This window comes from Parasphingorhabdus sp., assembly GCF_036568145.1.
In the GTDB taxonomy this organism is placed as follows: domain Bacteria; phylum Pseudomonadota; class Alphaproteobacteria; order Sphingomonadales; family Sphingomonadaceae; genus Parasphingorhabdus.
The window spans coordinates 76,979-101,268 of the sequence record NZ_DATCTC010000016.1; the positions used below are offsets into that span (position 1 = coordinate 76,979).

At 51.9% G+C, this 24,290-nt stretch carries 19 protein-coding genes; 10 read left to right on the plus strand and 9 right to left on the minus strand.

Features of this window, described 5'->3' with window-relative positions:
• On the plus strand, positions 1–792 hold the full coding sequence (locus VIN76_RS04695) for an SDR family oxidoreductase (protein WP_332040662.1): 792 nt from the start codon (positions 1–3) through the stop codon (positions 790–792).
• A 1,965-nt stretch (positions 793–2,757) separates the two neighbouring features.
• Here the strand turns inward: VIN76_RS04695 and VIN76_RS04700 are convergent.
• On the minus strand, positions 2,758–3,111 hold the full coding sequence (locus VIN76_RS04700; RefSeq protein WP_414696278.1) for a hypothetical protein: 354 nt from the start codon (positions 3,109–3,111) through the stop codon (positions 2,758–2,760).
• 127 nt (positions 3,112–3,238) lie between these two features.
• On the opposite strand from VIN76_RS04700, the gene VIN76_RS04705 reads away from it, so the two are divergent.
• Complete coding sequence (locus VIN76_RS04705) at positions 3,239–3,631, plus strand: DUF4345 domain-containing protein (protein WP_332040663.1); 393 nt, start codon at positions 3,239–3,241, stop codon at positions 3,629–3,631.
• 25 nt (positions 3,632–3,656) lie between these two features.
• Here the strand turns inward: VIN76_RS04705 and uvrA are convergent, their stop codons facing one another.
• Both uvrA and wecB read right to left on the minus strand, forming a co-directional pair.
• Positions 3,657–6,572 carry an excinuclease ABC subunit UvrA gene (gene uvrA, locus VIN76_RS04710; protein ID WP_332040664.1) on the minus strand — a complete coding sequence of 972 codons (2,916 nt, stop codon included), beginning with the start codon at positions 6,570–6,572 and terminating at the stop codon, positions 3,657–3,659.
• 477 nt (positions 6,573–7,049) lie between these two features.
• Positions 7,050–8,195: a non-hydrolyzing UDP-N-acetylglucosamine 2-epimerase gene (gene wecB / locus VIN76_RS04715; RefSeq protein WP_332040665.1), complete on the minus strand. Its 1,146-nt coding sequence runs from the start codon at positions 8,193–8,195 to the stop codon at positions 7,050–7,052.
• Positions 8,196–8,293: 98 nt separating this feature from the next.
• On the opposite strand from wecB, the gene VIN76_RS04720 reads away from it, so the two are divergent.
• A complete protein-coding gene (locus VIN76_RS04720; RefSeq protein WP_332040666.1) occupies positions 8,294–8,671 on the plus strand; it encodes a hypothetical protein in 378 nt (125 codons plus the stop codon).
• Here VIN76_RS04720 and VIN76_RS04725 read toward each other — a convergent pair.
• The 3 genes from VIN76_RS04725 to VIN76_RS04735 are packed head-to-tail and all read right to left on the minus strand — an operon-like array spanning position 8,668 to position 11,872.
• Positions 8,668–9,735 (minus strand): mannose-1-phosphate guanylyltransferase/mannose-6-phosphate isomerase, encoded by a 1,068-nt coding sequence (locus tag VIN76_RS04725; protein ID WP_332040667.1) that lies wholly within the window; start codon positions 9,733–9,735, stop codon positions 8,668–8,670. The genes VIN76_RS04720 and VIN76_RS04725 overlap by 4 nt on opposite strands.
• 10 nt (positions 9,736–9,745) lie before the next feature.
• On the minus strand, positions 9,746–10,549 hold the full coding sequence (locus VIN76_RS04730) for a class I mannose-6-phosphate isomerase (protein ID WP_332040668.1): 804 nt from the start codon (positions 10,547–10,549) through the stop codon (positions 9,746–9,748).
• A gap of 18 nt (positions 10,550–10,567) precedes the next feature.
• Positions 10,568–11,872: a UDP-glucose/GDP-mannose dehydrogenase family protein gene (locus tag VIN76_RS04735; RefSeq protein ID WP_332040893.1), complete on the minus strand. Its 1,305-nt coding sequence runs from the start codon at positions 11,870–11,872 to the stop codon at positions 10,568–10,570.
• Between the two features lie 259 nt (positions 11,873–12,131).
• On the opposite strand from VIN76_RS04735, the gene VIN76_RS04740 reads away from it, so the two are divergent.
• Positions 12,132–14,114, plus strand: a complete 1,983-nt coding sequence (locus VIN76_RS04740; RefSeq protein ID WP_332040669.1) for a nucleoside-diphosphate sugar epimerase/dehydratase — start codon at positions 12,132–12,134, stop codon at positions 14,112–14,114.
• A gap of 31 nt (positions 14,115–14,145) precedes the next feature.
• Here the strand turns inward: VIN76_RS04740 and VIN76_RS04745 are convergent, their stop codons facing one another.
• Genes VIN76_RS04745 through cysD form a run of 3 tightly spaced genes read right to left on the minus strand, consistent with a single transcriptional unit; the run spans position 14,146 to position 17,722 of the window.
• Positions 14,146–14,883, minus strand: a complete 738-nt coding sequence (locus tag VIN76_RS04745; protein ID WP_332040670.1) for a 3'(2'),5'-bisphosphate nucleotidase CysQ — start codon at positions 14,881–14,883, stop codon at positions 14,146–14,148.
• Positions 14,880–16,805, minus strand: a complete 1,926-nt coding sequence (cysN, locus tag VIN76_RS04750; protein ID WP_332040671.1) for a sulfate adenylyltransferase subunit CysN — start codon at positions 16,803–16,805, stop codon at positions 14,880–14,882. The genes VIN76_RS04745 and cysN overlap by 4 nt, the downstream gene beginning before the upstream one ends.
• The gene (cysD, locus tag VIN76_RS04755; RefSeq protein ID WP_414696279.1) at positions 16,805–17,722 is read right to left on the minus strand and encodes a sulfate adenylyltransferase subunit CysD; all 918 of its coding nucleotides are present in this window, start codon (positions 17,720–17,722) and stop codon (positions 16,805–16,807) included. The genes cysN and cysD overlap by 1 nt, the downstream gene beginning before the upstream one ends.
• Before the next feature lie 199 nt (positions 17,723–17,921).
• Here cysD and VIN76_RS04760 point away from each other — a divergent pair, with 199 nt between their 5' ends.
• From VIN76_RS04760 to VIN76_RS04785, 6 genes are read left to right on the plus strand one after another with little or no spacing between them, the layout of a single operon-like run.
• Complete coding sequence (locus tag VIN76_RS04760; protein WP_332040673.1) at positions 17,922–18,596, plus strand: hypothetical protein; 675 nt, start codon at positions 17,922–17,924, stop codon at positions 18,594–18,596.
• Positions 18,593–19,888, plus strand: a complete 1,296-nt coding sequence (locus VIN76_RS04765) for a hypothetical protein (protein ID WP_332040674.1) — start codon at positions 18,593–18,595, stop codon at positions 19,886–19,888. Before VIN76_RS04760 ends, VIN76_RS04765 begins: the two co-directional genes overlap by 4 nt.
• On the plus strand, positions 19,885–20,841 hold the full coding sequence (locus VIN76_RS04770; RefSeq protein ID WP_332040675.1) for a MoxR family ATPase: 957 nt from the start codon (positions 19,885–19,887) through the stop codon (positions 20,839–20,841). The genes VIN76_RS04765 and VIN76_RS04770 overlap by 4 nt, the downstream gene beginning before the upstream one ends.
• Positions 20,838–22,157: a DUF58 domain-containing protein gene (locus VIN76_RS04775; RefSeq protein ID WP_332040676.1), complete on the plus strand. Its 1,320-nt coding sequence runs from the start codon at positions 20,838–20,840 to the stop codon at positions 22,155–22,157. Before VIN76_RS04770 ends, VIN76_RS04775 begins: the two co-directional genes overlap by 4 nt.
• The gene (locus tag VIN76_RS04780; protein ID WP_332040677.1) at positions 22,157–23,203 is read left to right on the plus strand and encodes a stage II sporulation protein M; all 1,047 of its coding nucleotides are present in this window, start codon (positions 22,157–22,159) and stop codon (positions 23,201–23,203) included. Before VIN76_RS04775 ends, VIN76_RS04780 begins: the two co-directional genes overlap by 1 nt.
• Positions 23,196–24,158, plus strand: coding sequence for an RDD family protein (locus VIN76_RS04785; protein WP_332040678.1), 963 nt, complete (start codon positions 23,196–23,198; stop codon positions 24,156–24,158). Before VIN76_RS04780 ends, VIN76_RS04785 begins: the two co-directional genes overlap by 8 nt.
• Positions 24,159–24,290 lie beyond the last annotated feature (132 nt).

Below are 24,290 nucleotides of genomic sequence, written 5' to 3' on the forward strand. Positions count from 1 at the left end.
ATGGATTTTAACAAGTTGTTTTCGCTGGAGGGCCGCGTTGCCCTCGTTACTGGCGGCTATCGCGGTATCGGACGGATGATTACGGAGGGCTTTCTGGCCCAAGGAGCAAAAGTCTATATTACAGGACGCAAAGCCGATGCTTGCGAGGCGGCTGCCGCTGAAATGGGCGATAATTGCATTGCTTTCCCCGGCGATGTCAGCACCGTCGAAGGGTGTAAAGCGCTGGCCGCTGAAATTGCCAGCCGCGAAGAAAGGCTCGACATATTGGTCAATAATGCCGGTGCCGCATGGGGAGAAGAATATCTCAACTTTCCAGAATCAGGTTGGGACAAGGTGATGGATACCAACGTCAAGGGCCTGTTCTTCCTTACCCAGGCGCTGCACCCGCAATTGAAAGCCGCAGCCAGTTTTGAGCGTCCGGCAAAGGTCATCAACATTGCCTCGATCGACGGGGTCAAGGTCAACCCGTGGGAAACATATAGCTATCAGGCATCAAAAGCGGCGGTCATTCACCTGACCCGCAAAATGGCGTCCAAGCTGGTTTCCGAAGACATCATCATGACCGGTATCGCACCGGGTGCATTTGCCTCGAACATGAACAAATCGGCCCGTGACCATGAGGATACTGTTGAAAAAGGCATCCCTGCAAAGCGGATTGGCCGACCCGAGGATATGGCCGCAGCTGCCATTTATCTGGCCAGCAGCGCAGGCGACTATGTTGTCGGCACGACATTGATTGTTGATGGCGGCATCGTAAACGCGGCGAATCCCGGCGCAAGGATTGATGCATGATACAAAAGCCAGTCTTTAGTCGGGTATAGCCAGCACTTTACATTCAGGGGCGGTAACTGGATTGCAGGCGACTGGAAGGTTGCCTGCCGGACTGGTCATGTGCTGCATTCTCGGCCAAAATCCGGGGAATATTTCCCTTACGAAGCCGCATGTCGGCCTGAATCTGCCCAAATTGACCGCTGTTCCATGCTTTTGCAGAGGGTAAGTTTTGTGTTTCAAAATCATGCCCCGGCAAGTTTGTTTTGCAAAAAATGCAGTTAGTTGCAAAACGTGCAACTACATGTGAGTTCTTCTCAATTGAACTTATTTACCTACTTGCTAACTAGGCTTTAGTTGTTCGACAGGAAATATAAAAGTTTATAAAAGTATCAACAGGAAAAGTGATGTTTGATCGGCGTTTTTAATAATAAGGGGAACTCCAATGAAAACGCTTTTCAATATTTTAGCATCTTTGACCGTCACCAGCATCGTATTGATGACGACGGTTCAAGTTTGACCATTTAAGGTTTTTCGGTCCCGTTTGCCCCACCCCTCTCCATTCTGGGCAGCGGGATTGATCCGAAGGTCCGGTTCTTTCAAAACTCCTCCCATTTGAAAGACCGGACCAACGGTTATTTTCCCGGGCAGATATTTCTTCCGGATTATATCGTACTCTCAATAACACGCCAATTCCCTAGTAGGCGATCATAGCGAACATCATCGTTCACTTTTGAGAAACAGCCAGATAAATCAATTCCGTAAAACCTGTCTCAATAATGTTTGAGCAGGAAGCCGGTTTTGAAATATAAAACTTCCACAGCCCTCCCCATGTTTATCCACAAGATTGGGCCATGTGCCTGTGGATAACTGACTTTCTGGCGCTTGGAGCGACTCGCATTTTCGTGGTATATGGATTTTATCGGAAGGAAATTGAACCCGACCGGCGACCAGTCAGCGATGACCCGACGGGACGATTCAATACCGGATGATAATCGAATGATCATACTGTAATTCGCCAGAATATCAGCTTGATGTATCGATTGGTGATTGGACAAGATCCAGGAAAGTTCAGGTGCAAACCAGAGCGGACCGGATGGAAAGCAATCACCGGGTGACCGGGCCAGTACCGGGTTCAAACCGAAACATGATTGCGCAAGCAATGATGCGGAAAACCAAAACCCTTATAATGGCCCGGAAACCAGATGCCAGAGAAGCGGATGCCCGAATCGTAAGATGAGCGCATCCTGAATCAGGCACAGTGGGAGCCGAGACTCGAATCTTTTCGGGAATCGACTCCCATTTTCTATGTGCTCCATTTGATAACCATATTTTTCTACCAATCTTCCAGAGAGTGATCGCCGTCACATCGCGGTCAGAATCGCCGGCTATTACAGTCAGGCGATGTCGCAATATTCACATAAAATTGTGGGGGGCGGCGACGCCGCTGTGCAACAGGTTTTGGCCTTTTGCGATGCCCTCTCTTCCTGGAGTCCGGTGGTTAAGCGACCCGGCCATCGGACCAAGGGCGGGGAGGGCATTTTTTTGGAGTGTTTTTCTTTCGGTTTTTCATAGTTATTTATATTTTCTATTATGATGATTACACATTATTTAGAATTACATGCTATAGGATGACGTACGGCGACGAAAGCTTTTAGCTGTGAGTCCGTAATCAATTGAAGCCCGGTGGCCAGCGACCCGACCACCGGGCTTCTTTGCTTCTGGTGTACGCAGCGGCAATATTTAACACTAACGGACAAATTCTCATCATAAGCAGTCAGATTGTCGCGCTATAATCGGGCACAAATTTTCCCGTTCACATTCCGCGCCAATATTTCACCATAAGCCATTACCACAATCCGAATCCGCGATTGCCATCCTCTCAACGCGGCAAGCGGCCGAGCCGACCTCGGGCGAGATTTTCAGGTTAGTAAATAACCTATATGGTATGTGGGAATAAGGTGATTAAAACCGCGGTCATCCTGGTTATCACCACCATCCCGTCAGTTCCACGCCGGCCATCACAAAGACATAACCCAGCGCTCCATAGAGCAATCCGCGGAAAACCGGATAGGGAATGCGGGCTTTTTGGGGGAAGCCTTCGGGATATACGATTTCGACCATTTCGCCGATCACCGGTTTGGGGAAGGGCATGTACACTTTGTCACGGACCTCTATAAAAGTGCCGTTCCGGTTAGCGAAACGGAAGACGGGCTTATAGAGGGCACGGCCTTTTTCAAAGCGGCGGTCGTGGCGGACGATCATTGCAGGTGCGCGGTGCACGGGGAAGCGCAGGAACGGCAGATCGCCGCGCAGAACAAGCGCCAAACCTGTTCCGGACACGGCCAGGCAAATCCAGAGGAAGATCGTTTCGATGTTGCGGGGGTAGCATTGTTGATCTTGCTTGTTAAGATGTCAGGGCGCCCGTGACGGACGAAAAATCCAGGCAGCAAATGAAGAGGGGAGCCACATGAAATTATTCCGTATCGCGATCATAATATTCGCGTTCATTCCGTTATATTTCGGTATTACCGGAACCATATCCGGTGCGGCGCAACTGGCGGGCGGGGAGCCGGCCGCAAGCGCGGTGGACAACCAGTTCCGCTATCTTTCCGGCATCTATATCGGCCTTGCGATCATGCTGTTCTATGCGGCTGGTGACGTTATCGCACGGGGGCAGATCTTTCGGCTGGCGATGTTGGCGGTATTTATCGGCGGCCTTGGGCGGCTGGTATCCTACCTGACCATCGGCGGAGCAGAGCTTTGGCAGACGGGCGGCATGGTGACGGAACTCCTGGCACCGCCGCTGTTCCTGATATGGCAGGCATATGTGTTGAGAAGGTCGAGCAATATTATCCGATGAAGGGGAGCATGCCCAATCGCCGCAATTAACCCGCCAGCATGTCTTTCAAATAACTGCCGGTAAAACTGGCCTCTACCTTCGCCACTTCTTCCGGTGTGCCTTGTGCGACAATTTCGCCGCCGCGCACGCCGCCTTCGGGGCCGAGGTCGATGATGTGGTCGGCGGTTTTTATCACGTCCAGATTATGCTCGATCACCACCACGCTATTGCCTTGCTCGACCAGTTGGTGAAGCACTTGCAGCAGTTTCCGGACATCTTCAAAATGCAGGCCCGTCGTAGGTTCGTCTAGAATGTAGAGCGTTTGCCCGGTGGAGCGTTTGGACAGTTCCTTGGCGAGCTTTACCCGCTGCGCCTCGCCGCCTGAAAGCGTTGTCGCCTGTTGCCCGACCTTGATATAGCCCAGCCCGACTTCATACAGCATTGCCATTTTGTCGCGGATAGGCGGGACGGCCTTGAAAAACTCAACAGCATCCTCGACCGTCATATCCAGTATGTCGGCGATAGACTTGCCCTTGAACTTCACTTCCAGCGTTTCGCGGTTATAGCGTTTGCCGCCGCATTCTTCGCAGGTGACATATACATCGGGCAGGAAGTGCATCTCGATCTTGATCAGGCCGTCACCGCGGCACATCTCGCAGCGGCCGCCCTTGACGTTAAAACTGAACCGCCCCGGCTTATATCCGCGTGCCTGTGCTTCGGGCAGGCCCGCAAACCAGTCGCGGATATTGGTAAAAGCACCGGTATAGGTGGCCGGATTGGATCGCGGCGTGCGGCCAATCGGGGACTGGTCAATGTCGATCACCTTGTCGAGATATTGCAGTCCTGTGATCTTGTCATGCTTACCGGCAATCACCCGCGCCCCGTTCAGCGTCCGTGCCGCAGCGGCATAAAGCGTGTCGATAATCAGCGATGATTTGCCCGATCCAGACAGGCCGGTAATGCACGTAAAAGTACCAAGCGGGATCGACGCGGTAACATTATTCAGGTTGTTCGCTCTGGCCCCGTGCACGGTCAGTTTCTTGCCATTGCCCTTGCGCCGCTTTGTCGGAACATCAATTTTGCGTGTTCCGTTCAGGTAAGCGGCGGTCAGGGACTGTTTTGATTTCAGCACCTGTTTGAGCGTGCCAGCCGCTACAACTTCCCCGCCATGAACACCCGGACCCGGGCCCATATCGACAACATAATCGGCCGTGCGTATTGCATCCTCGTCATGTTCGACGACAATCACAGTGTTGCCCAGATCACGCAGACGTTTCAGCGTCGTCAGCAACCGGTCATTATCGCGTTGGTGCAGTCCGATGCTGGGCTCATCCAATACGTATAAAACACCGCTTAATCCCGAACCTATCTGGCTTGCCAGCCGGATACGCTGGCTTTCCCCGCCCGACAAAGTACCGCTGGTCCGGTCAAGGTTCAGATAATCGAGGCCGACATTGTTGAGGAACCCCAGCCGTTCGATAATTTCTTTCAGGATCGGTTCGGCAATCTGGCGCTGGGTCTTGTCGAGATGATCGGCAAGGCCGTTGAAAAAGACCAGCGCATCGCCCACGCTGCGACGGACCGGGATGCTGATATCCTCACCCGCGATCTTGACCGCCAGCGCTTCGGGTTTAAGCCGTGCGCCGTGACATACTTCACACGGCGCGGCGGCCTGGAACTTCGCCAGCTCCTCCTGCATCCACGCGCTTTCGGTTTGCAGCATCCGGCGCGTCAGGTTACCGACTACGCCCTCAAACGGTTTCTTGACCTCATAGCTTTTGCGTCCGTCCTGAAAGCGCAATGTGACTGGCAAGCCTTGCGTGCCGTTCAGGATGATGTCGCGGTGATGTTCGGACAAATCCTGCCACGGGGTATCCAGAGAAAACTCGAACTGCCGTGCCAGACTGCCCAATACCTGCATATAATAAGGGCTGGGCGGATTGGATTTGGCCCACGGAACAATCGCCCCTTTTTTGAGCGACAGCGCCGGATTGGGCACGATGAGCTGAATGTCGAAATGGAGCTTTTCGCCCAGCCCGTCACAAGCGGGACAAGCCCCCTGCGGTGCGTTAAACGAAAACAGCCGGGGCGTGATTTCCTCGATCGTAAAGCCGCTTACCGGGCAGGCAAAGCGTTCGGAAAACACAATACGGTTGTCGGGCAGGCCGGTGCCCTTCATCTTACCCTGAGCCTTCTCTCCTTCAGGAGCGGAGGATTGTTGTGCCATCACTTCGGCGGTGGTGGTGTCGGCCAGATCGACAAAGGCCAGTCCGTCGGCCAGCCGGAGCGCGGTTTCGAAACTGTCGGCCAGCCGTGTTTCCATACCTTCGCGGACCACCAGCCGGTCGATCACGACCTCGATATCATGTTTCAGCTTTTTATCGAGCTTGGGCGTTTCCTCGATATTATAAAATTCGCCGTCAATCCGGACGCGGGTAAAGCCCGCTTTCTGCCATTCGAGCAGTTCCTTGCGATATTCCCCCTTGCGAGCGCGCACGACCGGGGCGAGCAGGTAAAAGCGCGTTTTTTCCGGCAACGCCATGACGCGGTCGACCATCTGGCTAACCGTCTGAGCGGTAATCGGCAGCCCGGTTGCGGGTGAATATGGAACGCCGGCCCGCGCCCATAGCAGGCGCATATAATCGTAGATCTCCGTCACGGTAGCAACGGTGGAGCGCGGATTGCGAGAGGTTGTTTTCTGCTCGATCGAGATGGCGGGCGACAGACCCTCGATATGCTCGACATCCGGCTTTTGCATCATCTCAAGAAACTGGCGAGCATAGGCGGAGAGAGACTCGACATAGCGCCGCTGCCCCTCGGCATAAATAGTGTCGAAGGCCAGGCTGGACTTGCCGCTGCCTGACAGGCCGGTAATCACGATCAGCTTGTCGCGCGGCAGCTCGATATCAATGCCTTTGAGATTATGTTCGCGGGCGCCTTTGACTTTGATATGGGTCAGCATATTGGGGATGCTCGCTGGGTAATGGGGCAGGGAGAGGAAAACAGTCTCATAGGCTTGCTTTGCCGAAGATAGGGAAGAGAGTCCAGTGCGTCATTATACCGGCTTATGTTCTAGTTATGTTCTTTATGCAAGAGGGTTTTGCACATTCACATCTGTCTTCACCGGGACCGTGTGAACCGTTGTCGAAGCCTGTGCACCTTTGGTCGAAAGCCGCTGCCTTTCCGGGGCGGAGCGGCGCACTATATGAACCAAGCCCACCGCGTTTTCTGTTGCGTTGTATTTCAGGATCGCCGGGTGGCTTGAACAGCGGGGGATGATGTCACGTTTTAAACGTGGTTACTATTCCGGATATTCGGGAAATCTTGCCCACCGCATAGGCAGCTCCGTTTCCCGCCCGGTATCGTAAGCGCTGGCCCCTTATAGCGCTTTGTTAGCAACGTTACTGGCATCATCCCCCTTTTTGTCTGGCCAAAGCTTTTAATGACACAAGCTTTGCTCGATAATATCGGCAATACGGTCACTGGCTTTGCCATCTCCGAAAGGATTATGGGCTTTTGCCATTAAATCATAAAATTGTTTGTTATCCAACAGTTTAGTGGCTGTTCTTATAATCAGGTCTTTGTCGGTTCCGACCAGTTTTGCTGTCCCCGCTTCTATGCCTTCTGGCCTTTCGGTTGTATCGCGCATCACCAATACCGGTTTGCCTAAGGCGGGTGCTTCTTCCTGTACGCCGCCGCTATCGGTTAGCATGAATGTACAGGCATCCAGAAGCGCTACAAAATTGGGGTAATCAAGCGGCTCTATCATTGCGACATTATCCAGACCGCCCAAAGCTTCATTCATGATCGCACGGACATTGGGGTTCAGGTGGACCGGGAATATCAGCGCAACATCATCCCGTTGCGCGATTTCACGCAGCGCAGATGCAATGTTGGTTAAACCATCTCCAAAATTCTCGTGCCTGTGGCTGGTCACACCGATGATTTTCTTACCGGAAAACCGGGCAAAAAGAGCTTTCAGACCATCATCCAGAAACTGGCTATCCCGGCTTTTTTCAACCGCAGCTAGTAATGCATCAATCACAGTGTTGCCGGTGATGCTGATCTGTTCTTGCGCTATATTTTCCTTTTGCAGTGCTTCTGCAGCGGTTTTCGTCGGGGCGAAATGCTGGTCGGCAATGGTCCCGATAATTTTGCGGTTCACTTCTTCGGGCCAGGGGTGATAAACATTATAACTGCGTAGGCCTGCCTCAACATGACTGACGGGGATTTTGCAGTAATAAGCCGCGAGTGCGCCGCACATGGCGGTTGCTGTATCGCCTTGCACGATCACGCGGCTTGGTTTGATTTCGTCCAGCGTTTGGCCGATAGCTGCAAGCAGACGGCCGGTGAGCTGGTCGAGGCTTTGATCCGCACGCATAATATCCAGGTCATAATCGGGCACGATACCGGCAATATCCAGAACCTGATCCAGCATTTGCCTGTGCTGGGCAGTGACGCAGCTTATGCTGTGCAGGCCGCTGCGTTTTGACAGTGCGTCTATTACCGGAAACAGTTTGATAGCTTCTGGCCTGGTCCCGAATATTGTCACCACTTTGGGCTTTGTTGATTGGCGGTTTTCCATGGGAAATCCACTACCGGCCTTTACCTAAAAATTAGATAACGGCAATAACGGTCTGTTGTTCATTGACGGTTGTGGCTCTCTTCGCCAAATGGCCTTGTATGGAATGGCTAGAAATCAAAATGTGGTTGGTAAGCACAACAGGGCTCGACCGTGATGCGCTGCATATATATTGCGCATTGGTTATTCAGCTTTTCTGTGCCCTGTTTTTTCGTCGGCGGCTGGGAAGCATCTGGCCATGGATTGCGGTTCTTATCATAGCAACCATCAACGAATATCTTGATTATCAAAAGGTTGGCACCAGCGAAGCTTCTATCCTGCTTTTCCAGGCAGAGGCATATCGCGATATGTGGAACACGATGCTGCTTCCCACAATCCTGACGCTGATTGCGCGGTTCTGGCCGTGGTGGATGGTCAAGAAGCCGGAAGAGAAAAAGCCTTCTCGTTTCGATAAGCTTTGGTCAGAGCCGGGACGTTAATCACCGGTCATCCGCTTCGCCGCGATTTCTTTGACATTTTGCGACTGGCCTCTTGGAACGATCATAAGCTTGTTCCCGTTGGCGATGATGATCAGGTCGCTGATGCCCAGCACAGAAATTTCAAGCCCATCGGCGTGGATCAGGTTATTATTGGCATCAATGGCCAAGACATCGCCGGATGTGACATTGGACTGATCGTCTGGCACGCTGATATCGAACAGGGAATCCCAGCTACCGACATCCGACCAGCCGGGATTTACCGGCGTAACGGCGACTTTGTCCGCTTTTTCCATCACTGCATAATCTATGGAATCTGACGGAGAGAGGGCAAAGCTGGCTTCATCGGGTCTAATCTCATTCTTGTCCTTCTTGGCGAGTTGCATGGCCTTTTGGGCCGCCGTGAGCATTTCCGGGGCATATTTGCCCAATGCCTGCAAATAGCTATCGGCCCGGAACAGAAAAATTCCTGCGTTCCAATGATAGCCGCCCGCGGCGAGCATTTTTTTTGCAGCGTCGCGGCCGGGTTTTTCCACAAAGCGACGTGCCGCATAGCTGTTGGAGCTGCCTGCGATAGGTTCGCCTTGCTGAATATAGCCATATCCTGTTTCGGGGCCGCTTGGCTCTATGCCGAACGTCACCAGCCACTGTGCTTTTGCAAGGGGAAGGGATTGCCGGACAGCGTCCTGAAACGCTGATATATCCTTGATAACATGATCGCTGGGTATCACAAGCATCACCCTTTGCGGGTCCTCGCAGGCGAGGGCGGCGAGCGCGATGGCCGGGGCGGTGCTTCTGGGACAGGGCTCCAATATGTGAAATGCCGCTTGTGTCTCCATTCGTTCCATTTGCTCATTGGCAAGAACCACATGTTTTGCTCCTCCGACTAAAATCGGCAGATCAAACAGGCTTCGATCCTGACATCTTTCCAAAGTCATCTGGAACATACTGAGCGGACCTGTGAGTTTCAGGAACTGCTTGGGCCGCTCCGCAGTCGATACGGGCCATAGACGTGTTCCGGAGCCGCCAGAAAGGATCACGGGCGTTATAAGATCAGGAAGGTTCATATCACCCCCCTCATTTCATGCTGCAGGCGATCAGGGACTTGATGTTCGCCGACAAGTCGATATCTGAAGCCTTGGCGCAAAGTCCGCATTCTCCAGCACGGATAACTTTACCTCTGACAGTAACTTCCCCTTCCAGAGGTATAGCGTGCCACTCCCCTGCAATAGTGTCTCTGAGCATATCATGATCATCGGCTATAACTTGAAACAGCCTAAAATGGGGGCCGTCCAGCAGTTTCACCGATTGGTCGGGTACCGCTTCAAGGTGGTTTTTCATGTTATAGGGTGCGGTGGTCGCTATTGATATCGCGTCATCCAGATGTAATTCGCGAGGTCTGCCGTAATCGTAAAGCCGGTAGGTTATATCTACATTTTGCTGAACTTCTATAAGCTGTATTCCGGGTCCTATCGCATGTATTGTTCCAGCGGGAATGTAATATAAATCCCCTCGTTTAACGGGTTTCCACTCGACAAGCTGTTCGATCTGGTCACAAACAACCGCTGCATGTAATTTTGTCGCACTGACCTCTTTAGTAAGCCCAATGCCCAGAACAGCACCCGGTTCGGCATCCACTATATACCAACACTCATCTTTCCCGCGAGGAAAGCCCTGTCGGCGCGCCTGACGATCATTCGGGTGTACCTGAATCGAAAGCTTTTCACCGGTGAATATATATTTGACTAACAACGTAGGCGTAATACCCTTTTCAGGCGTGAACCAGATTTCTCCGATTTTCTCCTTTTGCTTTCCGCCAAATATTTGGGGCAGGCTCAATTGACCCCATGGTTTTGGAACCTTCTTTTGCTTCAGCTTCATGCCCCTCCCCATTAATTCCTAACTGCGGCCAATACTTGTATATTCCAGTCCGCTTTTGGCAACATCTTCAGGGTGGTATATATTTCGCAAGTCTACCAGCACTTTTCCAGCCATTGACGATGATAATTTGTCGAGGTCAAGAGCCCTAAAAGCGTTCCATTCTGTTACAATCACGACAGCATCGGAGTCTTTGGCAGCATCATAGCTACTTTTAGCCATGCTAACATCGGGCATAATTTCCGCAGCGATTTCCATGCCTTCCGGATCATAAGCACTTACCGTCGCTCCTGCATCCACCAATGCCTGAACGATGGCAATAGATGGGGCGTCGCGCATATCGTCAGTATTCGGCTTAAATGTCAGGCCGAGCAAAGCAATTTTCTTGCCGCGCGCATCGCCGCCCAATGCCTGGATGACTTTACGTCCCATTGCCCTTTTACGTTGATCGTTAACCTGCACAACCGCTTCAACAATCCGTATCGGACTTTCGTTATCCTGAGCGGTCTTTATTAGCGCCAACGTATCTTTGGGGAAACAGCTTCCACCATAACCGGGGCCTGCGTGCAGGAATTTTGAACCGATCCTATTATCAAGCCCGATACCCTGTGAAACCTCCTGAACGTTCGCGCCTACTTTTTCGCACAGATCTGCTATTTCATTGATGAAAGTGATCTTGGTCGCAAGAAATGCATTTGCCGCATATTTGATTAGTTCAGCGGTGCGTCGGCCCGTAAAAAGAATGGGTGACTTGTTTAAAAAGAGCGGTCGGTAAATCTCGCTCATCACATTTCGTGCCCATTCGTTTTCGGCGCCGATTACGATTCTGTCAGGGCGTTTGAAGTCATCTATAGCGGCCCCTTCCCGAAGAAATTCAGGGTTGGAAACGACGGCAAATTGATCAGTATTGAGCTTTTGTGAGATTATCCGCTCTACCTCATCACCTGTCCCCACCGGAACAGTAGATTTTGTCACGATAACTGCTGCTTTGCTGATTGCATCGGCAATTTCTTCACTTGCAGCATAAACATAGCTTAAATCGGCATGGCCATCTCCGCGCCGCGAAGGTGTACCAACGGCAATGAATATGGCATCGCTATCCTTTACCGACTTTGTCAGATCGCCGGAAAAGGACAGGCGACCAGCTTTTACATTATGCTCAACCAAATCAGCAAGTCCGGGCTCAAAAATAGGCATAATATTCTTGTTAAGCTGGTTTATTTTGTTCGGATCTTTATCAACGCAAATGACTTCATGTCCAAAATCAGCGAAGCAGGCACCAGAAACCAAGCCAACATAGCCTGAACCGATCATTGTAATTTTCATATTTGTCCTTTTGGCTGATACTGTCACTAGGGTGACGCAGATTTGTGTCGTTGCTTCTCTGGCCTGATCGCGTTTTCCGGTCAAGCAAGGGAACTTGTTCTAACCTCTCTACAGTGCATTCTATCTTTTTATGATAGTAACCCTTATGATTTTAGCATCTGATACGTCCTTACCTACTGGGAAGTTAGAATGCTTACATAAACAGATCAGCTTATCATAGACTCACAAGTAACTGTATAATCTGCCTAATTACAGTTGTGTGATTAAAATCACCCGTCTACGTTTGAAGCGATGGTTCAATGAATATTCATCTGGAATTGGAAAAATCGAAGCCATGATCGCCGTAATTACCGCTCTTCTAGAAAAAATCGCGAATTTCTCGCGCTGGCAGAAGCAGGCTATCGTGCTTCTGCTAGATATGGTTCTTTGTATACAATCTATATGGATAGCTTACTCTTTGCGCATAGGTGTCTGGATTTATTGGGATCTGGCTGTCCAGAAAATTGTACTGGTCGCACTGTTGACGATGATACCGGTGTTCTACTTTGTCGGCGTCTACAATGCGATATTCCGCTATGCTGGCTCTGGTATGATGAGGACCTTGGTAAGGGCGCTCACTTTCTACAGTATACCGATGGTTGCTATTTTTTCAATTATCGGAATTGCAGGCGTCCCAAGGACAGTGGGAATTCTTCAGCCCATTATTTTCTTTATAATGGTCGGTTTTTCGCGTGTCACAGCACGTTATCTAATGGTGGATCTATTGAACAGGAGCCGCTTTGGCGGACAAGTTAAGACGGTCCTAATATATGGTGCGGGTAATGCCGGGCAACAACTTGCAGCATCTATGCGGTCTGAGCCAGCAATGGCGATGCGTGGCTATATCGACGATGATCAGCGGCTGGATGGGCAAAAACTGGACGGCGACAAAGTTTTCTGGAGCGGCAATTTACAAGATGTCATCACTAAATATGCTGTAACTGACATCTTGCTCGCACTTCCGAATATTTCTCGCAAAAAGCGACGGTCTATCGTTGACCAAATCCAGAAGTTTAAGGTCCATGTTCAAACCTTGCCGAACGTAAAGGATATTATTGACGGTCAAGTATCGTTTAATGACATCCGTGAGCTGGACATCGAAGATCTGCTTGGTCGCGAGCCCGTTGCCCCCAATGAGCTGCTTCTCGGTCGGACGATCTTAGGTAAAACTGTCATGGTAACCGGTGCTGGCGGTTCTATTGGCAGTGAACTGTGCAGGCAAATTGCGAAATCCGGAGCGCGTAAACTGTTACTGTTCGAAGTGTCGGAGTTTTCACTCTATGCCATCGAAAAAGAACTTCGCAATCTCTCGGCAGACCATACTCCTGGCAAGATAGAGATTGTTCCTGTTCTGGGATCTGTTGCAGACGCTAATCGTCTGGCAGAGATTTTTGCACTTTGGCATCCAGATACTGTTTTCCATGCTGCAGCTTACAAGCATGTACCTCTGGTAGAGGCCAATCCGGTTGAAGGCATAAGAAACAACATATTGGGCACATATGAGATTGCCCGAGCAGCACATATCGCAAGGGTCAGTGACTTCATCCTTATCAGCACGGACAAGGCAGTTCGCCCTACCAATGTTATGGGGGCGACCAAGCGTGGCGCCGAACAGATTATCCAGGCGTTGGCTGAAGAAAGTGAAACCAGGTTTTCTATGGTCCGCTTTGGTAATGTTCTGGGATCAAGTGGTTCCGTAGTTCCCTTGTTCCGGCAACAGATTCAGGCTGGAGGGCCGATCACGCTTACGCATCGTGATGTTACTCGCTATTTCATGACAATACCGGAAGCTGCACAACTCGTTATCCAGGCTGGTGGTATGGCCAAAGGCGGTGAAGTTTTTGTACTGGATATGGGAAAATCGGTTCGTATCATGGATTTAGCGAAGACCATGGTTCATTTGTCCGGTCTGACCATACGCGACAAAGCTAAGCCAGATGGTGATATCGAAATCGTGGAAATTGGTCTGCGTCCGGGTGAGAAATTATATGAAGAGTTGATTATTGGTAATGATCCGAAATCGACAGTGCATAATCGTATAATGATGGCTCGTGAAAGCCATATAGATCAGACGATATTGGCAGAACTATTGAGCCAATTCCAAAAATGCCGCGATTCGGAAGAAGCAATCACCTTACTTAAAAAACTTGTTCCGGAATTTGAGCATGGTCGGGACAATGATGAGATAGAGAAGGCATCTTGATAAACGTTAGCCTAAGCGGGGTCTCTCTAATCTAATTAAAATCAAGTGTGCTCACCAACTCCAATACCCTGCCCGCATCCTGCTTATGACAAATCAGCAAATCGGGTAAATATGTATCTTGCTGGTTATAAATGAGGGCATTACCGTCGATACGAGAGCAATGCAGTCCATGCGCTTGCGCTACCGCTACAGGAGCGCAGTTATCCCATTCATATTGGCCGCCAGAATGAAGATAAATATCGGCCTCTCCGCGTATAATAGCCATTGCTTTGGCGCCTGCTGATCCCATTGGAACCAAGTCTGCATCCAATATTTTTGCAACGGCGACAGCTTCTTTTGCTGGCCTAGTCCGGCTGACCACAAGACGCGGTTTGCTGGCACGAACGGGAAGGGCGATTGGTAAATCGCTGCGTAAGGTTAAACCAAGCCCGGGTAATGACACAGCTCCGACAGACGGTTTCCCGTCCACAGCCAGTGCCACATGCACTGCCCAGTCTTTCCGTCCCTCGCTATATTCTCGTGTGCCATCTACCGGATCGATTATCCAGACACGCTCTTTGTTCAACCGCTCAACCGTATCTTTGCTTTCTTCGGAAAGCAGGCCATCACCGGGCCGCAATTCACGCAGTGCAGCGACCAGCAGGTCATTCGCCGCCTTATCGCCGGCATCACCAAGCTGCTTCCCGTCCAAGCCCGAATTCTTGCGCAATTCCAAAAGTAGTGCGCCCGCGTCCTCGGCCAGTTTTGCCGCGAGTTCCGCATCGGTCATATGGTATAAGCCCAGCTACCGACAATTTTGTCGACGATAAGTTCAGCAGCCTCTTCCGGTTTCATCTTGGTCGTGTCGATACGAAGCTCCGCATTTTCGGGAACTTCATAGTCGCTATCAATGCCGGTGAAATTTTTAAGTTCGCCAGCGCGCGCCTTTTTGTAAAGCCCCTTCACATCACGTTCTTCCGCGACAGAAAGCGGTGTATCGATAAATATCTCGATAAACTCGCCTTCCGGCAACATCGACCGCACAAGCTGGCGTTCTGCCCTGAACGGTGAAATAAAGGCCGTGAGCACGATAAGCCCGGCATCAGCCATTAACTTGGCAACCTCCCCGATGCGGCGAATATTCTCCACCCGGTCGGCGTCTGTAAAGCCAAGGTCTTTGTTCAACCCGTGACGGACATTGTCCCCGTCCAAAAGGAAGCTGTGCTTGCCAAGCGCATATAGCCGTTTTTCGACCAAGTTCGCGATGGTGGATTTCCCGGAGCCTGAAAGGCCCGTGAACCATATCACGCGTGGCTCCTGATGCTTTTGCTGGGCATGGGCGGCGCGGTCGATGTCAATATTTTGCCAATGGACATTTTGCGCTCGCCGTAAACTGAAATGGAGCATGCCGGCAGCGACAGTGGCATTGCTCATCTTGTCAATGAGAATGTAACCGCCAAGGTCATGGTTGTCGGAATAAGGCTCAAAGATAATTGGCCGGTCAGTAGTAATTTCGGCGACGCCTATATTATTGAGTTGGAGTGTCTTGGCAGCAAGATGTTCCAGATTATTGACGTTGATCAGATATTTTGGGGGATGGACCGTTGCATTAACAAATTGCGCTCCGATTTTCATCCAATAGCTGCGGCCCGGTAATAATTCTTCTTCATCCATCCAGACAATAGTGGACTCAAACTGGTCCGCTACCTGCGGCGGCGCATCGGTTGCGGCGATGACATCTCCCCGCGAACAATCAATTTCGTCGGCCAAAGTCAGAGTGACAGACTGACCGGCCACTGCTTTATCCAGATCACCATCCATGGTGACAATGCGCTTGATTGTGGAGGTCTTGCCACTGGGAAGAACACGGACTTCATCGCCCGGTTTGACGGTTCCGCTGGAAATTTGCCCACTGAAACCCCGGAAATCCAGATTGGGTCGGTTGACCCATTGCATTGTCATCCGTAGCGGTTCCGCCTGATTGGCGGTGTTCATCACTTCCACATTTTCGAGATGCCCGACCAGACTAGGGCCTTTATACCAAGGTGTATTACTGGATAGGCTGGTGATATTCTCACCGGCCAATCCGGAAATCGGGATAGGTGTAAAAGCCTCTATGCCCACGTCGTTGGCAAAGGCTGCATAGTCGGTGACAATTTGATCATAGACCGTTTCGTCATAGTCAATAAGGTCCATTTTGTTCACGGCAACGACGAGATGTTTAATGCCGATAAGATGTGCCAAATAGCTGTGGCGGCGCGTTTGCGTTAAAATTCCTTGCCGTGCATCGATCAAAATAATCGCTAGATCGGCGGTTGATGCGCCGGTTATCATATTGCGGGTATATTGTTCGTGCCCCGGTGTATCTGCGACGATAAATTTGCGTTTCTCTGTCGCAAAAAAACGGTACGCTACATCAATCGTAATACCTTGCTCACGTTCAGCAGCCAACCCGTCGACCAGCAGCGCAAAATCAATCTCCTGACCTTGTGTGCCGACTTTTTTGCTATCTGCTTCCAAAGAGGCAAGCTGGTCCTCAAAGATCATTTTGGAATCATAAAGCAAACGCCCGATCAGCGTCGATTTTCCATCATCCACTGAACCGCAGGTAATGAAACGCAGCATCGTTTTATGCTGGTGTGTTTCAAGATAAGCATCAATATCTGCTGCGATAAGGGCGTCGGTTTTGTAGATTGTTTCAGGACTATCCATTAGAAATAACCCTCCTGCTTTTTCTTTTCCATCGACGCGGACTGATCATGGTCAATCGCCCGTCCCTGCCGCTCGGAAGTAGTCGTTAGCAACATTTCCTGAATAATCAGGGGCAGGGTGGTTGCCTCACTTTCAACAGCTCCGGTCAAAGGATAACAACCCAAGGTGCGGAAACGGATTGAGCGTTCAACCGGTTGTTCCCCTTCTTGAAACTGGAAACGTTCATCATCGACCATCAGGATCATTCCATCGCGTTCCACTGTTGGGCGGGGCGCAGAAAAATAAAGCGGGACGATTTCGATATTCTCAAGGTGAATATATTGCCAAATATCAAGCTCGGTCCAGTTGGATAAGGGAAATACTCGGATGCTTTCGCCTTTGGATTTGCGCGTATTATATAGCTTCCAAAGCTCTGGCCGTTGGTTTTTAGGGTCCCAGCGATGGCTGGCAGAGCGGAATGAGAAGATACGCTCCTTTGCCCGGCTTTTTTCTTCATCGCGCCGTGCCCCGCCAAACGCCGCATCAAAACCATATTTGTCCAGTGCCTGTTTCAGCCCCTGAGTCTTCCACATGTCCGTATGGAGGCCGCCATGCTCAAATGGATTGATGCCGCGTTCCTTGGCTTCCGGATTATGATAAATCAGCAATTCCATACCAGCGTCATTAGCTGCTTTTTCTCGCAGCCTATACATGTCCTGGAATTTCCAGGTCGTATCCACATGAAGCAATGGAAAAGGTGGAGGAGATGGAAAAAATGCCTTTTTCGCAAGGTGGAGCATCACAGCGCTATCTTTGCCCACAGAATAAAGCATCACCGGATTCTCGGCCTCTGCTGCAACTTCCCGCATGATATGAATGGCCTCTGACTCGAGGCGTTGAAGGTGGGTTAGCGGGGTTCTGGAGACTGGCTGCTGCACGTAAAAGTTCCGATATAATTTGGATTACTCAAATTGCTTAGCAAACCCCTGATATGAGCGGGAGCAATAAATTCTTATTGAAGCGCAACATTTGTTATATTTGGCTATTGATTGTCACCCCGGCAGAAGGCCGTAAAGCCTGACAAGCACTGTAATCTTCGCTCTTGCCCCGACCAAAGCTTTCTGTAACATCCAGCCAGTGGCAAAAGGCGCAATAGTTCAAGGTGATAACGAAGACGCTTCTTTTGACGCTGCGTGGAAAGACGTGCGAACGGATGATGATATCCAATTTGCGAATATTATTCCGGATCCGGAAGCGCAGCCGCCGGAGTGGTGGGGCAAATTTCTGCACTGGTTGAGTGATGTACTGACCCCCGCGGGGGAAATGCTAGCGGCTGCGTGGCCGGTGCTGAAGATCGTATTGCTGGTGCTTTTGGCAACCGGTTTCCTGACATTATTATGGGTGATATTATCTCCCTATTGGCAGATTTGGCGTGGCCGTAAACCCAAGCCGGAAGAAGAATGGCGACCGGACCAAATGGCAGCCCGGCGGCTGCTCGACGAAGCGGATGTGCTTGCTGCAAAGGGACAATTTGACGAAGCTGCGCGTCTTTTGCTGTTTCGTAGCTTAGAGGATATTGAGGAACGCCGTCCCGATCTGCTCCGCCCTTCTGATACCGCACGTGAAATCGGGCTCTTTGAAAGTTTGCCTGAAACCGCACGAGCTATGTTTGCGGTGATAGCCGGGCATGTTGAACGCGGGGTTTTCGCGGCTACGCCCATTGGTGAAGAAGGCTGGGCCGCATCTCGTAATGCCTATAGTGAATTTGTGCTGGCCAAGAGTTGGCACAAGCCGGAGGCTGACATCAAATGAGCGTTCAGACCAATCCGTTTAAACGCACGACGATCATAATCATGTTTGCCATCGGCTTTCCCGCTTTTGTCGCGCTGCTTTATGGGTTGGGTGCCGGAAGTCCTTTGTCTTCCAGCCAGAATGGTGATGCACATGGTGCTTCAAACAGCCTTGTTGGCTATAAGGCACTTGCGGACCTTATGCAAAAAACCGGGGTCAAGGTGCAATATTCGCGGACTTCCGCGGGGCTTGATAATTATGGCCTGCTGGTCCTGACGCCTTCTTCTTATGTTGAGGCTGTTGATATCGCGAAGGTAACAAGGGACCGGGCTTATATCGGGCCTACGATGATCATATTGCCCAAATGGCAGGTTGGCCGGGTTCCCGATCCAAGGATTAAAAAGGGGTGGGTGCAGCGCTTTGGAACACTGGCCCCGGATTCTGGAGTGGCAATGCTCAAGGATATCGCTGATGTTAATATCCATGTCGCCGATAAAGGTGGAGCGAAAACGAATGAGCGGCCAGTCGTTCCATCTGCGGTTGGTGGATCTGTTAAAATTCCGGAAGTTCCGGTCACTATGTCCGGCAATTCTATCCGCGCCGTTGTTCCTGCGCCAAAGGGCGGCGCTCTGGTCGCTTATCTGGATGATGGCGGTGTTTATCCACAGCTGGATAGCCTGGATGAATCCCGCGTCACAGATGAAGAGTCTATTGATGAGTCCCTTTTCCCATTGGTGTTTGTCGCTGATGCCGATCTCTTTAACAATAGCGGGATGGCGGATAAGGAAACCGCCAGACATGCGCTGGCTCTTATGGAAGCTGTTTCAACCGGGACAGACGGCAGGGTTACATTTGACTTAACCTTCAATGGGCTTGGTAATCCCGAAAATTTGCTCACCCTTGCTTTTAACCCGCCATTTTTATCTGCCACAATCTGTCTGGTCATTGCTGCACTGGCCGCTGCATGGATGGCGTTTAATCGCTTTGGGGCGGGGGTGCGGGAGGGGCGGAGTATTGATTTTGGAAAAACCGCACTGGTCAATAACAGTGCGGGTTTCATTCACAGGATGCGGCGCGAACATATTGTCGGTGGAACATATGGAGACACAATCAGGGTTGAGGCGATTCATGCCATTGGCCTGTCGCCCGATGCGGACCAGGAGGTTCAGGACCGCAAGCTAGACATGCTGGGCGAGGTGGATGGCCATAGCTTCACGGACTTGCACAATAGGCTCAAAAACGCCCGTAACCCGCAGGAAACTGCGCTTTGGGCTGGGGCGCTCTATCGTTGGAAAAAGGAAATTATCGGATGAATGTCGGGGAATTAAAGACGCTGGCGGATAATATCCGCGCGGAGGTTGCAAAAGCGATTGTCGGGCAGGAAGAGGTGGTTGACCACCTGTTGATCGCGCTGTTTTCCGCTGGCCATATATTGCTGGAGGGACCGCCGGGGACCGCCAAGACGTTTCTGGCGCAATGTTTCGCCGCAACGCTCAATCTCGATTTTAACCGGATACAGTTCACACCCGATCTGATGCCCGGCGATATTGTCGGATCCAACCTGTTCAATTTCCAGACCAGCACGTTCACCCTGACACGCGGCCCGATATTCTGTGACCTGTTGCTTGCCGATGAAATAAACCGCACGCCGCCAAAAACTCAAGCGGCGATGCTGGAGGCCATGCAGGAACGCGCTGTCACCCTAGACGGGGAGACGCATCAGCTATCCCCGCAATTCATGGTGGTCGCCACCCAAAATCCGATTGAACAGCAAGGGGTTTATCCGCTTCCCGAAGCGCAGTTGGACCGGTTTTTGTTCAAGATGTTGATCGCATATCCCGATGCGGAGGAAGAGAAGAAGATTGTCAGCCAATATGGCCAGCGGGTAGGAGCGCCGGGGCCTGATGATTTCGGGATCAGTGCACAGGCGGACAGTCATTCTCTGGCTGAGGCGGCGGAAGCGGTCAAATCGGTCAAGCTGGTGGAGGATGTCACCGATTATATCGTCCGGCTGGTCCGCGCTACCCGTGAAACGGCTGATCTTGAAAATGGTGCCAGCCCGCGCGCCGCGATTATGCTGGCCACTGCCGCGCGGGCAAGGGCGGCGATTTCGGGCCGTGACTATGTGGTTCCAGACGACGTTAAAGCGCTTGCGCCATCGGTTTTGAGGCATCGAACGATATTATCCCCGGCGGCGGAAATCGAAGGCCGCCGTGTGGACGCTATCATTGCAGACTTGATTGACCGGACGGAAGCGCCGCGTTGATCTACCCCACCGCCAGAGCCGTGATGTTCATCGTGATTGGCGCGCCTGTTTCGACGTTGCTGGCGGCGGTGATACCGGGACTTTGGGCGGTTGGCATTGCGTGGGCGGCGGTGCTTGTCTTGCTGCTTTTCATTGATGGAATGATCGCGGCGAAGATGAGCGATGTTCAGTTTACGGCGCCCCGGACTACGGAAATCGGTGCGCCGCTGGAACTGGGCGTGAAGGCCGAGTTTGCCGGGTTAATCATGCCCCGCCAGGTAAGCGCGAATCTGGGTGTGGACGACAGGTTATCGCAAAGCGGCCGGATTGAGTTTACACTCCACCAGATAGCCCCCCAGACACCTGCATTCAGCGGGGCAGCAACCACGATACCGGCCCGGCGCGGGACTGGCGCTATCGGGAAACTCTGGCTGCGCTGGAAAGGGCCGCTGGGCCTTGCATGGCGGCAAAGTTCCAGGACCAATGACCAGTCGATTGCGGTCGTGCCCAACATATCCGCAGTCCGCAGCCCGGCCGTGCAGATGTTTTTGCGCGACTCTGTTTTTGGGCTGCTATCCCGGCAATTTCGCGGTGAGGGGAATGAGTTTGAGGCGCTGAGCGAATATCAGCCGGGCATGGATCGACGCAGTGTTGATTGGAAAGTTTCTGCGCGGCACAGCAAATTGATGGCCAAGGAATATGATACCGACCGCAACAACCAGATTGTTTTTGCGCTGGATTGCGGAACGGCCATGTGCGAGCCTGTCGATGGATTGCCGCGAATTGACCGTGCGGTTTCGGCGGCCTTGCTGACTGCATATATCACGCTTAAATCGGGTGATAAGACCAGCCTGTTCAGCTTTGCCGCCAAGCCCGAAATATCGACGCCCTTCCTGTCAGGAAGCCGTAATTTCTATCGCTTGCAACAGGATGCAGCAAAGATTGATTACCGGCATCAGGAAAGCAATTACACTTTGGCTTTGTCGGCACTGTCGGCCCGGTTGCAGCGGCGATCGCTGATAATAATCTTTACCGATTTTACCGATCCGACCAGCGCTGATTTGATGCTGGAGGCCGCCGGGCGGCTGATTGACAGGCATCTGGTGCTGTTCGTGGTTCTGGAAGATGAAGAGCTTGCCAGATTCATCAGGAAAGAGCCGGAAAGCGCGCAGGATGTTACGCGAAGCGTGATGGCGCAAAGCCTGCTCGATCAAAAGAAACTGGTCGTTAGCCGCCTTCGCCATATGGGTATTGATGTAATCGAAGGCCCGCATCAAAATATCGGCACGCAGCTGATTAACAGCTATCTTAAAATTAAGCGGCGGGGAGCGATCTGATGGCGGACATATCGGCAAACCCCAAAGAAGGGCGGGCGATTGACACGGTCGTCCTGAAAAGCGACCGCTTTCGTCTGGAGCGGGAAGCCGACTGGGCGCGTCTGGAAGAAATCATCACCAAGATGGAGAGGGGAAAGGCGCGGCGCTTGAGTGACGAGGATGTGCTCGCGCTCCCCACGCTTTACCGGACCACATTATCAAGCCTGTCCATCGCGCGTGAAAGCTCGCTGGATGCTGCCCTGATCGACTATCTCGAAGCTTTGGCGCTGCGGGCCTATTTCATGGTTTACGGCACCCAGACCAGTTTCGGCAGATGGCTGAAAGGCTTTTTCGGCGGCGGCTGGAGCCGGGCAATACGGGATATGAAGCTGGACATCTGGATCGCGCTGTCCGTGATGATTGTCGGAACCTTGATTGGCTATATGCTGGTCGCTGGTGACAGTGACTGGTTTTATGCGCTGGTTCCCGGCGACTTTGCCGATGTCCGTGTGCCCGGTGCCACTGAAGAGGCTTTGCGCGGCACGTTGTTCGGCGCGGAAAAACAGAACGGTTTGGGAATATTCGCGGCCTATCTGTTCAGCAACAACGCACAGGTCGCTATCCTGGCCTTTGCGCTCGGCTTTGCATTTGCAGTGCCCAGCATATTGTTGCTGATCCACAATATGGCGTTATTGGGCGCAATGTTATGGGTTTTTGCCCAGCGCGGGTTGACGGCTGATTTTATCGCGTGGCTTTCCATCCACGGCACGACAGAGCTATTTGCCATACTTCTGGCCGGAGCGGCCGGGATCCATGTCGGGCGTTCGATTGCCTTTCCCGGTGCGAGATCCCATCTGGTCGCCGCGCGTGAGGCCGGAAAGCGTTCTGCGGTGGTGATGGCGGGCGTGGTTGTCATGCTATTTTGTGCCGGATTGCTGGAAGGGTTCGCGCGCCAGCTTATCAACGATACGGCTTTGCGTTATCTGGTCGGCGGCGGGATGCTGCTATTCTGGCTGGCTTATTTCTTTGTCTATGACGGTCAGAAGAAGGGCCCGGCTTATGGGTAGCGCAAAATCCGGTGCGCGGGTCCAAAGGTCCGCCAAAGCCGGGCTGGACCGGATCATGGTTTCACCAGAGGGGGTTGAGCTTCATGTTTCTGTCGCACCCTTTATGTCGAGGGTGTGGGCGCTGGTTCTGGACCTCGTGATTATCAGTCTGATCTCGACCGGCATCGGTATCCTTTGCTTCCTCTTCGGTTTTCTTATCCTGACTGGAAGCAACGGCGGAGATATGTTCAGCCTTGAAGGGCCATTGAGCTTTATCGTCATTGTCTGGATTATCAGCAATTTTGTGCTTCAAAACGGCTATTTCATATATTTCGAGATGGGCGACCGGGCGGCGACATGGGGAAAGCGTGCACTTGGCATCCGTGTGGCATCCCGCGACGGGGGGCGTTTGACAGCAGAAGCGATCATTGCCCGAAATATTTTGAGGACTATCGAGCTGTTCATACCGTTGCAACTGATGCAAACGGGGTCTGATATTTTGTCCGGCTCCGGTATCTCCGGATTAACCGCTTTTATCTGGGTTTCGATATTTGCTTCATTCCCGCTGTTCAATAAGGATCGGTTGCGCTGCGGTGACCTGATTGCGGGAACCTGGGTGATCCGGGATGTCAGGTGGAACCTCGACGGCGTGGTTGCGCCTTCGGTTGAAACCCATGCCCATCCGGTGACGGGGCGGGGAGTGGCCCGCTATGAATTTTCGGATGCAGACCTGTCCGTCTATGGTGAATATGAATTGCAAACATTGGAAAGCGTGCTGCGGACCGGCGCAGATGAAGCGCTTGTGGCAGTGGCGCGGTCAATCTGTAATAAAATCGGCAGGGATTGGGACACGGAATCGAGAGGCGGGGACGAACGGCTGTTCCTGGAAGCCTATTACACCGCTCTGCGAGCCAAGCTAGAGCGCAATATGCGTTTCGGAAAGCGGCGCAAGGACAAATTTTCAGACGGAGTTTAACAAAGCGGTTAAATTTTCTGGCGGGTAGCGCGGGATGCGGGTTGGCGGGAGCCGCCCTTGCCGTAGCGTCACCATTCTTCTCTTGGGTTTCCTCTCTGGATTTGCTTGTTTTCTGCAGTTTTTGACTTATTG

What these genes read in the sequence shown, in the direction of transcription:
- VIN76_RS04720 (WP_332040666.1), top strand. Translation starts at nt 8,294, where the DNA reads ATGGAATGGCTAGAAATCAAAATGTGGTTGGTAAGCACAACAGGGCTC.
- cysN (WP_332040671.1), bottom strand. Translation starts at nt 16,805, where the DNA reads ATGGATAGTCCTGAAACAATCTACAAAACCGACGCCCTTATCGCAGCA.
- VIN76_RS04765 (WP_332040674.1), top strand. Translation starts at nt 18,593, where the DNA reads ATGAGCGTTCAGACCAATCCGTTTAAACGCACGACGATCATAATCATG.
- VIN76_RS04695 (WP_332040662.1), top strand. Translation starts at nt 1, where the DNA reads ATGGATTTTAACAAGTTGTTTTCGCTGGAGGGCCGCGTTGCCCTCGTT.
- VIN76_RS04770 (WP_332040675.1), top strand. Translation starts at nt 19,885, where the DNA reads ATGAATGTCGGGGAATTAAAGACGCTGGCGGATAATATCCGCGCGGAG.
- VIN76_RS04730 (WP_332040668.1), bottom strand. Translation starts at nt 10,549, where the DNA reads ATGAAGCTGAAGCAAAAGAAGGTTCCAAAACCATGGGGTCAATTGAGC.
- VIN76_RS04780 (WP_332040677.1), top strand. Translation starts at nt 22,157, where the DNA reads ATGGCGGACATATCGGCAAACCCCAAAGAAGGGCGGGCGATTGACACG.
- VIN76_RS04745 (WP_332040670.1), bottom strand. Translation starts at nt 14,883, where the DNA reads ATGACCGATGCGGAACTCGCGGCAAAACTGGCCGAGGACGCGGGCGCA.
- wecB (WP_332040665.1), bottom strand. Translation starts at nt 8,195, where the DNA reads ATGGAAAACCGCCAATCAACAAAGCCCAAAGTGGTGACAATATTCGGG.
- VIN76_RS04735 (WP_332040893.1), bottom strand. Translation starts at nt 11,872, where the DNA reads ATGAAAATTACAATGATCGGTTCAGGCTATGTTGGCTTGGTTTCTGGT.
- VIN76_RS04705 (WP_332040663.1), top strand. Translation starts at nt 3,239, where the DNA reads ATGAAATTATTCCGTATCGCGATCATAATATTCGCGTTCATTCCGTTA.
- uvrA (WP_332040664.1), bottom strand. Translation starts at nt 6,572, where the DNA reads ATGCTGACCCATATCAAAGTCAAAGGCGCCCGCGAACATAATCTCAAA.
- VIN76_RS04725 (WP_332040667.1), bottom strand. Translation starts at nt 9,735, where the DNA reads ATGAACCTTCCTGATCTTATAACGCCCGTGATCCTTTCTGGCGGCTCC.
- VIN76_RS04785 (WP_332040678.1), top strand. Translation starts at nt 23,196, where the DNA reads ATGGGTAGCGCAAAATCCGGTGCGCGGGTCCAAAGGTCCGCCAAAGCC.